Source organism: Vibrio sp. V04_P4A5T148 (assembly GCF_963875605.1).
Lineage (GTDB): Bacteria > Pseudomonadota > Gammaproteobacteria > Enterobacterales > Vibrionaceae > Vibrio > Vibrio anguillarum.
The window spans coordinates 1-15,078 of the sequence record NZ_CAWNMS010000023.1; the positions used below are offsets into that span (position 1 = coordinate 1).

The 15,078-nt window shown below is 44.3% G+C and carries 11 protein-coding genes; 5 read left to right on the top strand and 6 right to left on the bottom strand.

Annotated features, from left to right (window positions below; translation table 11 throughout):
• Positions 1–381 precede the first annotated feature (381 nt).
• Together mutH and AACT18_RS02935 are read left to right on the top strand one after the other, a co-directional pair.
• Positions 382–1,047 carry a DNA mismatch repair endonuclease MutH gene (gene mutH, locus AACT18_RS02930; protein WP_026028083.1) on the top strand — a complete coding sequence of 222 codons (666 nt, stop codon included), beginning with the start codon at positions 382–384 and terminating at the stop codon, positions 1,045–1,047.
• A 134-nt stretch (positions 1,048–1,181) separates the two neighbouring features.
• On the top strand, positions 1,182–2,216 hold the full coding sequence (locus tag AACT18_RS02935) for an NADP(H)-dependent aldo-keto reductase (RefSeq protein WP_094125657.1): 1,035 nt from the start codon (positions 1,182–1,184) through the stop codon (positions 2,214–2,216).
• Between the two features lie 37 nt (positions 2,217–2,253).
• Here AACT18_RS02935 and AACT18_RS02940 read toward each other — a convergent pair whose 3' ends face one another.
• The 5 genes from AACT18_RS02940 to brnQ all read right to left on the bottom strand — a co-directional run bounded on the left by AACT18_RS02940 (position 2,254) and on the right by brnQ (position 8,751).
• Complete coding sequence (locus AACT18_RS02940; protein ID WP_010319130.1) at positions 2,254–2,505, bottom strand: hypothetical protein; 252 nt, start codon at positions 2,503–2,505, stop codon at positions 2,254–2,256.
• A 500-nt stretch (positions 2,506–3,005) separates the two neighbouring features.
• Complete coding sequence (vpsR, locus tag AACT18_RS02945; RefSeq protein ID WP_013857597.1) at positions 3,006–4,340, bottom strand: cyclic-di-GMP-binding transcriptional regulator VpsR; 1,335 nt, start codon at positions 4,338–4,340, stop codon at positions 3,006–3,008.
• A gap of 262 nt (positions 4,341–4,602) precedes the next feature.
• Complete coding sequence (gene lysS, locus AACT18_RS02950; RefSeq protein WP_013857598.1) at positions 4,603–6,135, bottom strand: lysine--tRNA ligase; 1,533 nt, start codon at positions 6,133–6,135, stop codon at positions 4,603–4,605.
• Positions 6,136–6,168: 33 nt separating this feature from the next.
• A protein-coding gene (gene prfB, locus AACT18_RS02955) for a peptide chain release factor 2 (protein WP_096000859.1) occupies positions 6,169–7,267 on the bottom strand; the annotation gives its coding sequence in 2 pieces (ribosomal slippage) (positions 6,169–7,191 and positions 7,193–7,267; 1,098 coding nt in all).
• A 170-nt stretch (positions 7,268–7,437) separates the two neighbouring features.
• Positions 7,438–8,751: a branched-chain amino acid transport system II carrier protein gene (brnQ, locus tag AACT18_RS02960; protein WP_013857601.1), complete on the bottom strand. Its 1,314-nt coding sequence runs from the start codon at positions 8,749–8,751 to the stop codon at positions 7,438–7,440.
• Between the two features lie 308 nt (positions 8,752–9,059).
• Between brnQ and AACT18_RS02965 the strand changes: the two genes are divergently transcribed.
• Entirely contained in the window at positions 9,060–9,782 is a 723-nt protein-coding gene (locus AACT18_RS02965) for a tRNA1(Val) (adenine(37)-N6)-methyltransferase (RefSeq protein ID WP_094143199.1), read from the top strand.
• A 92-nt stretch (positions 9,783–9,874) separates the two neighbouring features.
• Positions 9,875–11,110: an ATP-dependent RNA helicase SrmB gene (gene srmB / locus AACT18_RS02970; protein ID WP_013857603.1), complete on the top strand. Its 1,236-nt coding sequence runs from the start codon at positions 9,875–9,877 to the stop codon at positions 11,108–11,110.
• Positions 11,111–11,211: 101 nt separating this feature from the next.
• On the opposite strand, the gene prfC is transcribed toward srmB, so the two are convergent.
• A complete protein-coding gene (gene prfC, locus AACT18_RS02975) occupies positions 11,212–12,801 on the bottom strand; it encodes a peptide chain release factor 3 (RefSeq protein WP_094125060.1) in 1,590 nt (529 codons plus the stop codon).
• A gap of 222 nt (positions 12,802–13,023) precedes the next feature.
• Between prfC and AACT18_RS02980 the strand changes: the two genes are divergently transcribed.
• Positions 13,024–15,075: a putative bifunctional diguanylate cyclase/phosphodiesterase gene (locus tag AACT18_RS02980; RefSeq protein WP_094125061.1), complete on the top strand. Its 2,052-nt coding sequence runs from the start codon at positions 13,024–13,026 to the stop codon at positions 15,073–15,075.
• The last annotated feature ends 3 nt before the right edge of the window (positions 15,076–15,078 follow it).

The window sequence follows — 15,078 nt, forward strand, 5'->3', positions numbered from 1 at the left end:
CCCCAAAAAGCAAAAGAATACGGGCCAATACAAAAAAGATAATAATAAATTAAATACATAAAAAACAATTAATTAATTGGATTTTCCATTATTCACATTACGTTTCGATTAACAAAAAATTGATCCTTTCACAACATGCTCAAAGATCCACCAATCAGCTCGTTATCCACACCCCCACTCTAGTAGAAATAAGATTTACTGATTAAGAGGCCCACTCTCTCAAGCAAAACCCTGTAAATGCATACAGATAAACAAAAAATGGAATATTTTTCCGATCAACCTGTGGATAACTTGGGTTGCGATGATCTTTTAAGCAAAAGAAACGACAGCACATTGTGTATAAGAATTTGCTACAATCACGTTTTTATCATTCAAAGTATCATGAAACCCGCACCTAAAACTGAACATGAATTAATGCTTAGAGCCCAAGACATTGCAGGCTTAAGCTTTAGTCAACTGGCCGAAGAAGCCAAGATGACCGTGCCCCCTGACTTAAAAAAAGATAAAGGATGGGTCGGTCAACTATTAGAATGGCATTTGGGTGCAACGGCAGGCAGCAAACCTCAGCAAGATTTCGAGCAATTAGGTATCGAGCTCAAAAGTATTCCAATCAGTTACACTGGAAAACCGCTCGAAACAACGTTTGTGTGTGTGGCCCCACTCACCGGTGTTCATGGTTTAACATGGGAGCAAAGCCACGTGCGAAATAAACTCTCTCGAGTACTGTGGATCCCAATAGAGGGTGAGCGAGAGATCCCCCTAGCCCAGCGCCATGTCGGCTCGCCATTGCTATGGAGCCCTTCTCCTGCACAAGAACAGCAGCTCAAAAATGATTGGGAAGAACTGATGGAGTTCATCGTTCTTGGCAAAGTTGAGCAGATCACCGCTAAGCACGGTGAAGTATTACAGCTCAGGCCAAAAGCGGCAAACGGGCGAGCATTAACCGAAGCCTACGGTGCTAATGGCAAACCTATCAAAACCCTGCCACGAGGCTTTTATCTTCGAACTCAATTTACCGCGAGCATTCTTGAGCAACACTTTATTTAAAAGTGCTCGTTATTGCTCATGAAAAAACGTAACCGTTTGATCTTTCACTGCACAATTCGTTTCCGTTTCACTGCCATCTTCGCTTATAGTAAAAACGTCACACACTCCACCAGCGAGAGCATCAAGGAAGGAATATGCAATACACCAAACTGCCTCATTCCACACTGGAAGTGAGCAAGATCTGCTTAGGTACCATGACTTTTGGTGAACAAAATAGCCAACAACAAGCCTTTGAGCAGCTCGATTACGCCTTAGACCAAGGTGTGAATTTCATCGATACTGCGGAAATGTACCCAGTTCCCCCCAACGGTAAAACCCAAGGTCTGACCGAAAGCTATATTGGCAACTGGTTAGAAAAATCAGGTAAACGTGAAAAAGTGGTGTTAGCGACTAAAGTGGCAGGCCCGCGTAACGTGCCTCACATCCGCGAAAAGATGTCACTCGATAGACGCAACATTCATTTAGCGATTGATGATAGTTTAAGACGCTTAAAAACAGACTATGTCGATTTGTATCAATTACATTGGCCTCAACGCCAAACGAACATGTTCGGCCAACTTAACTACCCTTATCCTGATCAGCAAGAAGAAGTCACTTTAATCGAAACGCTCGAAGCGCTTAATGATCTCGTCAAGGCTGGAAAAGTGCGTTACATCGGTGTGTCAAATGATACCCCGTGGGGTGTGATGACGTTGCTAAAATTGGCAGAAAAACACGATCTAGCAAGAATTGTCTCTATCCAAAACCCTTATAATTTACTGAATCGCAGCTTTGAAATTGGCTTATCTGAGATTAGCCACTTCGAAGGTGTTCAACTGCTGGCTTACTCGCCACTGGCGTTTGGTTGCCTGAGTGGTAAATATTTAAATGGCGCAAGACCTGCCGGTGCTCGGTGCAGCCTATTTGAACGCTTTTCTCGCTATTTTACGGCGCAAGGTGTACAAGCCACTCACGCTTATGTTGAGCTTGCTAATCAGTATGGCCTTGATCCAGCACAGATGGCGTTGGCGTTTGTCAATCAACGTCCGTTTGTCGCATCCAATATCATTGGCGCGACAAACCTAGAGCAGTTGAAAACAAATATCGATAGTTTAGATGTCGTACTCAGTAATGAATTGCTTCTTAAAATTCAAGAGATTGGGACGACTTACTCCAACCCTTGTCCGTAGAGATCTTCGGGGCTAGCGAAGCCACTAGCCCCTCATTTTACGTTGTTATTCGCATGCTTAACACACGGCGAAGATGACGAATATGACGTTCAGCTTTAATTGAGTCAGGGACTGAAACGCCAATAGCGCGTCCATCACTTTCTAAGCCAATATCTTTAAGCAAGTGTTGGCTATTAAAAGGCAGCTCAAAAGCATGACGGCGAACATTTCGTTGCCATTGACGCTCTTCACGGCGTAAATCAGCACGGACCAGTAAAGTAGCAAGTTGTAAATAAATTGAATGACGCATGAGTATTCTCCAGTAGTAAACTAAACGTTGACGGCTGGAAAAATGGGGGCGAACAAGGTGGATCAACACTTTGATAAGCTGCCATTTTTCCGCAGCCTATCTCAAGGTTACGGATTAACTAAAAATCGGTGCCTTTTTTATCATCAAACATACGACAGGCGTCTGTAGTAAGAGACGATTTAGGCGCAGTAAGATCGATAGAAACGCGAACAGTATGAACAAAAACGAAATGATTCATGTTGCGCCTCCAAGCAAATAGTTAATCCAAAGTGAAATGAGCGTGTGAGCACGGCTCACGGTTAAATTCTATGCAACTGAGGTGATTATTCAACTCTTAATTTTCAAACAATTAAAAAACAATGCATTAACCTAAAATGAAAGCCGATGACAGCAAATAAGTGACATATTCAGCTAGAGAATAACTTATTCGCAAAAGATATGATTATAAAAAATGGCCACATGGATTAAATGTGGCCATTTTTACTTGAAGAATCATCAAGTTAATAGGTATTTTCAGTGATTAAGTTATGTTTATTAAGCAAGCGATACATAGTCGCTCTAGATACACCTAGCTCTTTGGCGGCCATTGAGACTTGCCCTGAGTTCGATTCTAGAACCAGTAATAGCGCATCTCGCTCTGAACGCTCACGAATACTTTTTAGGCTGCGCTTACCATCACTGCGTTTTGGTAAGTCGAGTTGCAATTCATCCAACATAACTGAATCGGACATCAGCACCACACGTTTGATCTGATTCATCAGCTCACGAACGTTACCCGGCCAGTGATAACGAGCCAATGAGCGCGCCGCTTCTTCAGTAAAACTGCGCGCCTGCGCGTTAAACTCTTTTGAATACTCCTGTAAGAAGTGGCGTGCTAGTAAAGCGATATCACCCGCCCGCTCTTTTAAGCTCGGGACATTAATACGCAATACGTTGATATAGTGGTACAGCTCTTCGTTAAAATTGCCATCAATCAGCGCTTTTTCAATATCGGAAGAGTTGGCGGCCAAAATACGCACATCCACCTCTTTGACACCCGTTGAAGTTTCTATCGTTCCTTCTTGCAGGAAGCGCAAGAGGTTCGCTTGTTGGCTTTTAGGTAGCGTGAGAATATCTTTGAGTAGGATCGTCCCGCCATCTGCCCGCTCCAATAATGAAGTTTGAGATGAGTCTTCACAACCAATACCGAACAGCTCACATTCAAAGCGGCTCTCCGATAAAGCTCGGCAATTCACTGAAATAAAAGGTTTTTGTGCACGAGACGATGTTTTGTGTACCGCTCTCGCGACCGTCTCTTTGCCCGTTCCATTTTCCCCATAAATGAGGATACTGACATCCGTAGGGCCGATGCGTTTGATCTGATCACGCAAGCGCTTCATGGGAGTAGATTCACCAATTAAACCAATATCCCCTGTTGCTCCATAATGTGGCCATACTTTTTTCTCTAACTTAAGCATTCCAAGTTGGTGTCCAATGGTGCTCAGTAACTGAGCATCGGGAATCGGCGCCGTAAAAAAGTCGATACAAAAGTTAACAATGAATTGGCAAATCGTATCCGAGCTCAACTGTGATTCGCGAATGAACGCTAACCAACGTACTTGTTTATGGTTGCTGACCAAATTTGCAATGCCATTGAGGCTGAATTCATCATGGCTCAAATCAACAATACCAATGCATGGGCCTGTTTCTGCAAACAAGGCATCCGCTTTACGTAAATCTGCGCATTGTGTACAACGCCAACCAACCTGTTCAAGTACAGATAACCAAGGCTCGTATGTCCCACCAACGACGACAAGCGAACCAGGGACAGAATCCATTCGGAATTGAGTGCCCATCTATTATTCCTTATCTTTAAATTTATATGCAGTGCTACTTTTGGCACATTAAACGGCTGTTACATTAACGAGACTTGGCGCTGTAGTCTGTCTCAATCATAAGACTAGACAACAAATAAGCGCTTTGCCATTTAATATAGGGAACTATTTCATAATCCTTTCGAAATTGTTGTCTGTTAGTCCACGCTAGTGAACAAAATTTTTCAAACTAATGCAAAAAAAAACCGCCTATTTAGGCGGTTTATCGGAACGAAAGTAGCAATTACTGCTGTGGGCGCATCGCAGGGAATAGGATAACGTCACGAATCGTATGGGTGTTGGTGAGTAACATCACCAAACGGTCAATACCAATGCCTTGACCCGCCGTTGGTGGGAGACCGTGCTCTAACGCAACAACATAATCAGCATCGTAGAACATGGCTTCATCGTCGCCAGCATCTTTGGCATTCACTTGCGCTAAGAAGCGCTCGTCTTGATCTTGAGCATCATTAAGCTCAGAGAAGCCATTGGCGACTTCACGACCACCGATGAAGAACTCAAAACGGTCGGTGAAGAATGGGTTGTTATCGCTACGACGCGCCAATGGTGAAATATCTGCAGGGTATCCAGTGATGAAGGTCGGTTGCATCAACTTAGGTTCAGCCGTTTCACCGAAGATCTCTTCAAGCAGTTGGCCACAAGTCCAGAAAGGTTCAACGTCTACATGAACCGATTTCGCGATAGATACCATGAGCTCACGGTTTTGCAAATCCTGTTCAGTTAACGCTTGGATTTGAGCGTGCTCTGGGTTGTAGTGTTTGATGGCTTCAAACATACTCATGCGAGCATATTGACCACCAAATTCTACCGTTTCATCACCATAAGGCATTGAAGTCGAACCTAAAACTTCCTGTGCCACAGTGCTTAATAACTCCTCAGTAAAGTCCATCAGATCATTGTAATCTGCGTACGCCATATAGAATTCCATCATAGTAAATTCAGGGTTATGGCGAGGAGAAAGACCTTCGTTACGGAAGTTACGGTTGATTTCAAACACGCGATCAAAGCCACCCACAACTAAACGCTTAAGGTAAAGCTCAGGTGCGATACGCAAGTACATTGGCATGTCGAGCGCATTGTGGTGAGTGATGAATGGACGCGCACTAGCACCGCCAGGGATCACGTGCATCATTGGCGTTTCTACTTCCATGAACTGTTTTGAGATCATGAAGTTACGAATTGCAGTCATTACTTTAGAGCGAACAATGAACGCATTACGTGAACTTTCATTAACAATCAAATCCACATAACGTTGGCGGTAGCGCATCTCTTGGTCAGTCAAACCGTGGAACTTCTCTGGTAATGGACGAAGTGCCTTTGTCAGCAATTCGTACTCTTCCATATTAACGTAGAGATCGCCTTTGCCAGATTTGTGCAACGCACCTTTCACGCCGATGATGTCACCAATGTCTAGACCTTGGTATTTTTCCTTCAGCTCAGTTTGAACCTCTTTTGAAGCATAAGCTTGAATACGACCAGAGGTTTCTTGAATAACAAGGAAAGGGCCACGTTTCGCCATGATACGACCTGCAATCGCCACAACATGGTTTAAGGCTTCTAACTCTTCTTTGCTCTTTTCACCGAATTGCTGTTGAAGATCGCCCGCAAGGCTGTCACGACGAAAGTCATTTGGGTGGCCATTTGCTTTACAGCTCTTACGGATGTGATCCAGCTTGCTGCGACGCTCTGCGATGAGTTTGTTCTCTTCTTGCGCAATTTGCTCTTGATTCATTTCGTTTTGAACAGCATCAGTCATTTTACATGTACCTTATATGTCGGTAAAAAAGCATTAAAGGCCTGATTTCAGGCTTGCTTCAATAAATTTGTCTAAATCACCATCTAATACCGCTTGGGTATTACGGTTTTCAACGCCAGTGCGTAAATCTTTGATTCGGGAGTCATCCAATACATAAGATCGGATTTGGCTTCCCCAGCCAATGTCAGATTTCGCATCTTCATTGGCTTGCTTTTCTGCGTTCTGCTTTTGTAACTCAAGTTCAAACAGTTTTGCACGCAATTGTTTCATCGCTTGGTCTTTGTTTTTATGCTGCGAACGATCGTTTTGGCATTGAACAACGGTATTGGTTGGAATGTGCGTAATACGGACCGCCGATTCGGTGGTGTTAACGTGCTGACCACCCGCTCCCGAAGCGCGATAAACATCGATACGAAGATCGGCTGGGTTGATGTCGATAGCAATATTTTCATCAATCTCAGGATAGATAAACGCAGAGGCAAAAGAGGTATGGCGGCGGCCACTCGAATCAAATGGGGATTTACGAACCAAGCGGTGTACGCCAGTTTCGGTGCGTAACCAGCCATAAGCGTAATCACCGATAATTCGCACGGTTGCGCCTTTTAGGCCAGCAACATCACCTTCAGACACTTCAATCACTTCAGTCTTAAAGCCTTTCGCTTCTGCCCAACGTAAATACATGCGTAGCAGGATTGATGTCCAGTCTTGAGCCTCGGTGCCGCCCGAACCAGACTGCAGATCAATATAGCAATCTGAAGAATCGTGATCGCCAGAGAACATACGGCGAAACTCAAGCTGTTCAAGCTTAGTTTCCAGCTCATCCAGTTCAGGGCCAATTTCATCGAAGGTTTCTTGGTCTTCTGCTTCAATAGCCAGTTCCAGTAGTCCTTCCACATCATCCACACCTTGATCTAACTGATCAATGGTATCGACAATGGCTTCGAGCGAAGCGCGTTCTTTACCTAGCGCTTGTGCACGCTCAGGTTCGTTCCAGACGTTGGGTTGCTCGAGTTCTGCATTCACTTCTTCTAAACGCTCTTTCTTAGCGTCGTAGTCAAAGATACCCCCTCAGGATATTTGTGCGCTCTGACACATCCTGAAGACGGTTTTTAATAGGATTGATTTCAAACATGTTTGCTCAACATTTATGAGTAGAATTTAACCGAAGAATTCTACTTAAAAATGTGACGAAGATACAGGAAAAATTCGTTTGATCTCTTGGAATAAAAGCTGGCGCACGCCTAAAAAAAGAGGCTGAACAATCGTGTTCAGCCTCTTTAATGCTTACGGGTAAAAACGCGATTATGCCGCTTCTTTAACCACACTTTGTTGAACGGTAGTTGCAATAAAGAACATGCAAATCATCGCAGCAAGTGTCGGAAGCAACCACCCCATGCCGACCTCAAACAGTGGCAGCATATTGAACGCAGACACATCAACGCCAGCCACTTTTGCCGCGTCGATCAACGCAAAAAGAAAAGAGACAAGTAGCACTACACGGTATGCCACTGCTGGGTTTGGTAGTTTCCCTCTCAAGAAGGTCAACATAATCAAGGCAATCGCGACTGGATAAAGCGCATACAGTGCGGGGATAGAAAGCGTGATCAATTGTGATAAACCAACGTTTGCCACGATAGCGCAAGCAACACCAATAATGATCACCCAAGATTTATACGCAATTGGAGTCAATGTGCAAAAGTAATCTGAACATGCTGAAATCAAACCAATTGCCGTGGTTAGGCAGGCTAGTAGCACGATGACAGAAAGCACGATCTGCCCATAAGGGCCAAACAGCGCTTGCACATATTGGCTAAGCACCGCACCGCCATTTTCTGCACCAAAAGCGACCACAGAGCTTGTCGCACCAAGATAAAACAGTGAAATATAGACAAAAGCTAAACCAACCGCCGCAATGCACGCCGCGCTGATTAAATACTTTGTGGTTGCCGCGCGCTCAGTAATGCCTTTGCTACGCAGTGCATCGACAATTAACATCCCAAACATCAGTGCGCCAAACGTATCCATGGTGTTGTAGCCTTCAAGGAAACCTTTCGTCAACGGCTGAGTCAGGTATTCGCCTTGTGCAGTCACCATCTCACCTTGCGGATCAACAAAAACCGCAACGGCTAAAATAATTAATCCAACAAATAGAGCAGGAGTTAGCACTTTACCAATGATGTCAATGAGCCGACCTTGAGACCAGGCAAAAAACATCGCAATCACAAAAAAGAGAATCGAAAATAGTGTCAAATGCGATTGTTGCGCATCAATGAAAAATGGTTTCACTGCCATTTCATACGCCACAAGGCCGGTACGCGGTGCTGCAAAGGCAGGACCAATGATGATAAAGATCATCACTGCCATGATAGTTGCAGCTTGTTTAGGCAGATCTTTGGTTAAATGCTCCCAAGAACCACCCGCGACAGCAATCGCAATAATCGTCATCAATGGTAAACCGACAGCGGTAATGAGGAAGCCTGTCATGGCTGGCAGTAAATGCTCTCCAGCAAGTTGGCCAGCGATTGGCGGAAAGATGATGTTACCAGCACCCAAGAAAAACGCGAAAAGCATAAAGCCGACCGCGATAATATCTGTTAGTTTTAACGTCTGCTTCACAGATAACCCTTAATTATTATTTGATAAATGTTGTGTATGCATTGTTGATGAGGTTGAAACCGCATCTAAATCTAAAAATTAAGGGCGAATAATGACGAAACACTCAAGACTTCGCAAGGGCAAAGCAAAAAACGCTACATTAATTTATAATATCGGTGAAAAACCAGTTTAAAACTCTAAATGTTAAAAAATAGAAAGAATGATGTGTTGATCATTTTCTCATACACTCTCATAACAGATAGAAGAATAATCCGAACAAATAGATAACAATAGTGGTTATCACTTAATTAGAGCTATATTTTGAAATAATGATGAAAAGTCACACGCCCAAAAATAAGCGTTTCAAATTTAAACAATTTTCCATTGACGGTGGACAAGCGGGAATGCCTGTCAGTACCGATGGGGTTCTATTAGGCGCGTGGGCTTTCACGCACCATCCCAAAACCATTCTCGATATTGGCACCGGTACTGGGTTATTGGCATTAATGTGCGCACAACGTTTTAGCGATACACAAATTACGGCCATCGATATCGATGCCTTTGCCTTTGAAGCGGCCCAATACAACAGTAATGCTTCTTCATGGGGGCAACGCATACAGGTTTTACAAGGTGATATTTTAGACACCTCTTTTACGCCGTCCTTTGATGCAATTATTTGTAACCCACCCTATTTCAACAGTGGTGAACTGTCTCATGATCCCCAGCGAGCTACTGCTAGGCACACCAATCAACTTGCTCATCACGCTTTATTAGTCAGAGCAAAAAGTCTTCTCAACGATGAGGGGCAAGCTTGTTTTATTTTGCCCGTGTATGAAGGGGAACAATTTATCGAGCAAGCACTCACGCTCGGCTGGCAGCTTAAGCGGTGCTGCACTGTACAACCCAGAGCACACAAACCCGCTCATCGGCTATTGATTGAACTAAGTTTAGCCTCGGCTTCTATGATTGATTCATCGTTGGTCATTCACTCATCAAGTGGTTATAGCGAAGCCTTTATTGCCCTAACTCAAGATTTTTATCTCAAGATGTAGAAATAACATGTGATCCTAATCACCAATCCCCCTATAATGTTCGACCTTAATTTTATAGCCAAATAAGCCTAACGGCTTGTGGAGTACTCACTGTGATCAAAACCTTTGCTGACCTCGATCTTGACCCTTGCATCATTGCGGCCATTGAAGATATGGGCTTTGAACGTCCCACCCAAGTTCAAGCTGAAGCGATCCCACAAGCCCTAGATGGTCGAGATATTCTTGCCTCTGCGCCAACGGGAACCGGTAAAACCGCTGCATTTGTTTTACCCGCGCTACAATATCTTTTAGATTTTCCGCGCAAGCGAGCCGGCCCTGCACGCGTCTTGATTCTGACCCCAACTCGTGAATTGGCGATGCAAGTGGCGGATCAAGCTCGTGAACTGGCGAAGAATACTCGCCTCAATATCGTCACCATCACCGGCGGCGTACAATATCAAGAGCACGCCGACATCTTAGCCAAAACGCAAGATATTGTGGTGGCAACGCCTGGTCGCTTGATGGAATACATTGAAGGCGAGCGTTTTGATTGTCGTGCGATTGAATGGCTTATTTTGGATGAAGCTGACCGCATGCTGGACATGGGCTTTGGCCCAATCGTCGATCGTCTCGCTGCTGAATGTCGCTGGCGTAAACAGACCTTGCTCTTCTCTGCAACACTGGAAGGTCATGGTGTGGAAGGTTTTACCGCCGATCTCTTAAAAGAACCAGCAACAATCAATGCCGATCCTTCTCGTCGTGAACGCAAAAAAATCACCCAATGGTATCACCGCGCCGATACCATGGTGCACAAAGTTGAGCTATTGAAGAAAATCCTCACCGAGCAAGCCGAACGTTCTATCGTGTTTATCAAAACTCGTGAGCGCTTAGCTGATTTGCGTACAGAGCTAGAAAAAGCGCAAATTCCTTGTGCTTGGATTCAAGGCGAAATGCCACAAGATCGTCGCAATAACGCCATTACGCGATTCCGTGAAGGCGCAGTCAACGTACTACTGGCAACCGACGTGGCCGCACGCGGTATTGACTTACCTGACGTAAGTCACGTGATCAACTTTGATATGCCACGCTCAGCGGATGTGTACTTACACCGCATAGGTCGTACGGCTCGTGCTGGTAAAAAAGGCAATGCGATCTCTTTGGTTGAAGCCCATGATCAAGTGATGATGGACCGCGTCGCGCGTTATGTCGATGAGGAGATCAAAGAGCGCTTCATTAAAGATATGCGCCCGCAGCACAAAAAGCCGGTATTCAAAAAGAAAAAGAAAACCGATGACAAAAAAGTCAAAGTGGTTTCTAAGAAGAAGAAAGCGAACAAAAAGAAAAAATAGTGTTCCAATACCACCTATAAAAAAATGCCGATACTGAAATATCGGCATTTTTTATCTTTAACATTTGAAGAGAGTGTCACTCTCTTCAAAATCACCAAGGTTTAATGTTCGCGTGTCGCACGGAACTCCACTTCAGGAAAACGCTCTTTGGCCAGATTTAAATTGACCATAGTCGGCGCGATGTAAGTCAGGTTATCCCCACCATCCAATGCGATGTTACTTTGGTTTTTGCGCTTAAACTCTTCGAATTTTTTATCATCTGCGCACTCAATCCAACGTGCTGTTGCAACGTTAACACCTTCGTAAATCGCCTCAACGTTGTATTCAGATTTTAAACGAGACACCACCACATCAAACTGCAGCACACCCACTGCACCCACAATCAAATCGTTATTTTGTAGTGGGCGGAAGACTTGAACCGCTCCCTCTTCCGACAACTGCACTAAACCTTTAAGCAGTTGCTTCTGCTTCAGTGGATCGCGCAAGCGAATACGACGGAACAGCTCAGGAGCAAAGTTAGGAATACCTGAGAATTTCAACGATTCACCTTGAGTAAAGGTATCGCCAATCTGAATCGTTCCATGGTTATGCAAACCGATAATATCGCCAGCATAAGCATTTTCAGCACGAGAGCGATCGCCTGCCATAAAGGTAACCGCATCAGAAATACTCACTTGCTTACCAATACGCACGTGGTTCATTTTCATGCCTTGGGTATAAGTACCCGACACAATACGCATAAACGCAATACGATCGCGGTGTTTAGGATCCATGTTCGCTTGGATTTTAAACACAAAGCCTGAGAATTTCTCTTCCGTGGCTTCAACAATACGCTCATTAGCTTGACGTGGCATCGGCGCCGGAGCCCACTCAGTTAAACCATGCAGCATATGGTCCACACCAAAGTTACCTAATGCCGTTCCGAAGAAAACAGGGGTCAACTCACCTTTTAAAAACAGCTCTTGATCAAATTCATGAGAAGCACCTAATACCAATTCAAGCTCATCACGCAGTTGAGCAGCAAGGTCATCACCCACCGCCTTATCCAGTTCAGGGTTGTTGAGGCCCTTAACAATGCGCTCTTCTTGAATAGTGTGGCCCTGGCCGGTCGCGTACAGAATCGTCTCATCACGGTGAATGTGGTACACGCCTTTAAACTCTTTACCACAACCCACTGGCCATGAAATCGGGGCACAGGCAATCTTCAGCTCATTCTCCACTTCATCAAGCAATTCCATTGGGTCGCGGATCTCACGGTCCAATTTGTTCATGAAGGTTACAATCGGTGTATCACGTAAGCGAGTCACTTCCATCAGCTTACGAGTACGATCTTCAACACCTTTTGCTGCATCAATCACCATTAAGCACGAGTCAACCGCCGTCAATGTGCGGTAAGTATCTTCCGAGAAGTCTTCGTGCCCTGGAGTATCGAGCAAGTTAACCAAACAATGATTGTAAGGAAATTGCATCACAGAGGTCGTGACTGAAATACCACGCTCTTTTTCCATTTCCATCCAATCTGATTTAGCATGCTGGTTAGAGCCGCGCCCTTTTACCGTTCCCGCTTTTTGAATAGCGTTCCCAAATAGCAGAACTTTTTCAGTAATGGTGGTTTTACCCGCATCCGGGTGCGAAATAATAGCGAAGGTTCTACGTTTAGAAACTTCACTCAAAAAAGGAGTATTTGACATGAAACAGGTCTTCTCAATATGCTGATATAAGGGAGAGCCGAAGCGCTTACGCTGATCAGCAGTTCGATTCAAATTTGCGCGGTATTCTCCCCTATATTTGATCTGGGAGCAACTTTCGTCGCTATACAAATCAACAAGAGAATGACGACCTTTCTATTTGTAATTAAATTATCAATAAATATGAGCTATAACTAAAAAGGGCGAAGAGAATAAGCGAGTATTATGCTGATAACCAAACAAAGAAATTCTCTGGCATTTAAACAAGCCAAAACAGTGTTCCTAGTCTCGGTGATCCTTGGGATAGGCTTTAGTTTGTATCATACTTTGCTCGACCTGCACCATGAGCAAGCTCGCATTGAAGATCACTACCGTTTTAAACTGCTGCAAAATTATTCAAATGCCAGCCAGGCTGCTTATCACCTCAATAACTTATTAGCCAATCAAGTCGTCTCTAGCCTAATGGTTGACAATGCCATTTATCACGTTGAAATTATTGATGATTTTGGCGACACACTGGCAAAAAAAAGCAGAGAGATTCCAGCGCAGACGGCTTTTATTCGGCTCTTATCGAATTATCTGACACCTGAAATACCCATCTTTAAAACTGACTTACATCAACCCAATTCGAGTGTGGTGGTAGGTAGCTTAAGTTTTTCCGTCAACGGCTCTTCCATTGCCAAAGAATTTATTGCAAAAACCACACGAGTATTGCTGTTTGATCTCTTTCGAAATGTGTTGCTGACTTCGATCCTTTTAGTCTTTTTTTACTACAAGCTGTCAAAACCCATCACCACGTTAATTTCGTGGGTTCGTTCATTGCAAAACAATCAACGCCCAACACAGCCGCCACTACAACAGCAAAAAAATGAGCTCAGTGAGTTAGCCGGTACTTTCTATACTTTATGGAAAGAGCGAGAGCTCGCGGATGCTAAACTTAACCAATTAGCCTACTACGACACGTTAACTGGCCTTGCTAATCGCAGCTTGCTGCTGCAACTGCTCACTGATGCGATTGATAACAGTATTCGCACCCACACTTCTGGTGTGTTGTTTTACCTTGATCTCGACCGTTTCAAAACGATCAATGATTCACTTGGACACACAACGGGGGATCATTTAATCAAAGCTATCGCCATGCGTATGGATGGCTGGCTTAAACACGATTACACCGCCGCACGCATCGGTGGCGATGAGTTTGCGGTGTTGATTCCTCATCTCTCACGCCCGCAAGCAGAGAAGGTAGCTCAGCAGCTTCTGGCTCTGATTTCCAACCCTTACTCGATTGATGACCACCAGCTTTATTGCACTGTGAGCATTGGTATCTCGATTTTTCCGTCAGTGGGCAAAACCAATATCGATGTCCTTAGACAAGCCGATACAGCGCTTTACCGCGCAAAAGCGAATGGACGCAATAAATACATGTTTTATGAGCCAGAAATGCAGGCTCAAGTCGAATCGTTTCTGGAAATTGAAAAAGGCCTCCATGAAGCCCTCAATACCCAACAGTTAGAACTCTATTACCAACCTCAAGTCGATGAGCGGCACAATATTGTCGGTGTGGAAGCCTTGATCCGCTGGAACCACCCAACCAAAGGTGTATTGCCACCGGGTGTGTTTATGACCATCGCAGAAGAAACGGGGCAAATTATTCCGATTGGAAACTGGATATTAGAGCAAGCGTGCTATCAATACGCCGCTTGGAAGCGCCAAGGACTATTACCGCCCCATTTTCGCCGTTTAGCCATCAACATCAGTCCGTTGCAGTTTTCTCAAGACTCTTTTGTTGAACACGTTAACCATGCAATGCAACAAGCAGGTATTACTGGTGAACATCTTGAATTGGAGATTACTGAAGGACTATTACTGGAAAATGTAGAAAGTGCGATTCAAAAAATGGTGCAACTTAAAAAAAGTAAACTCAGTATCTCGATTGATGATTTTGGCACTGGTTATTCATCACTACGTTACCTCAAACTTTTGTCGGTGGATGTGCTCAAAATCGATCGTTCTTTTGTCACCCAATTGCATCTAGATGAGAGTGACCAAGCAATTGTGGATACGATTATTATGATTGCGAAACGTTTAAATTTGGAGGTAATAGCCGAAGGTGTGGAAGAGTGCCAAGAACTCGAAACTCTCAAACAATTGGGTTGTGATCAGTTCCAAGGTTACTTATTTGATAAGCCGTTAACCGCTAAGGAAGTCGTCAAGCGTTTTGCAAACCCATGTTATCAACTCAATGAACATCAAAAAGATAAGGCGCACCAGAAATAGTTC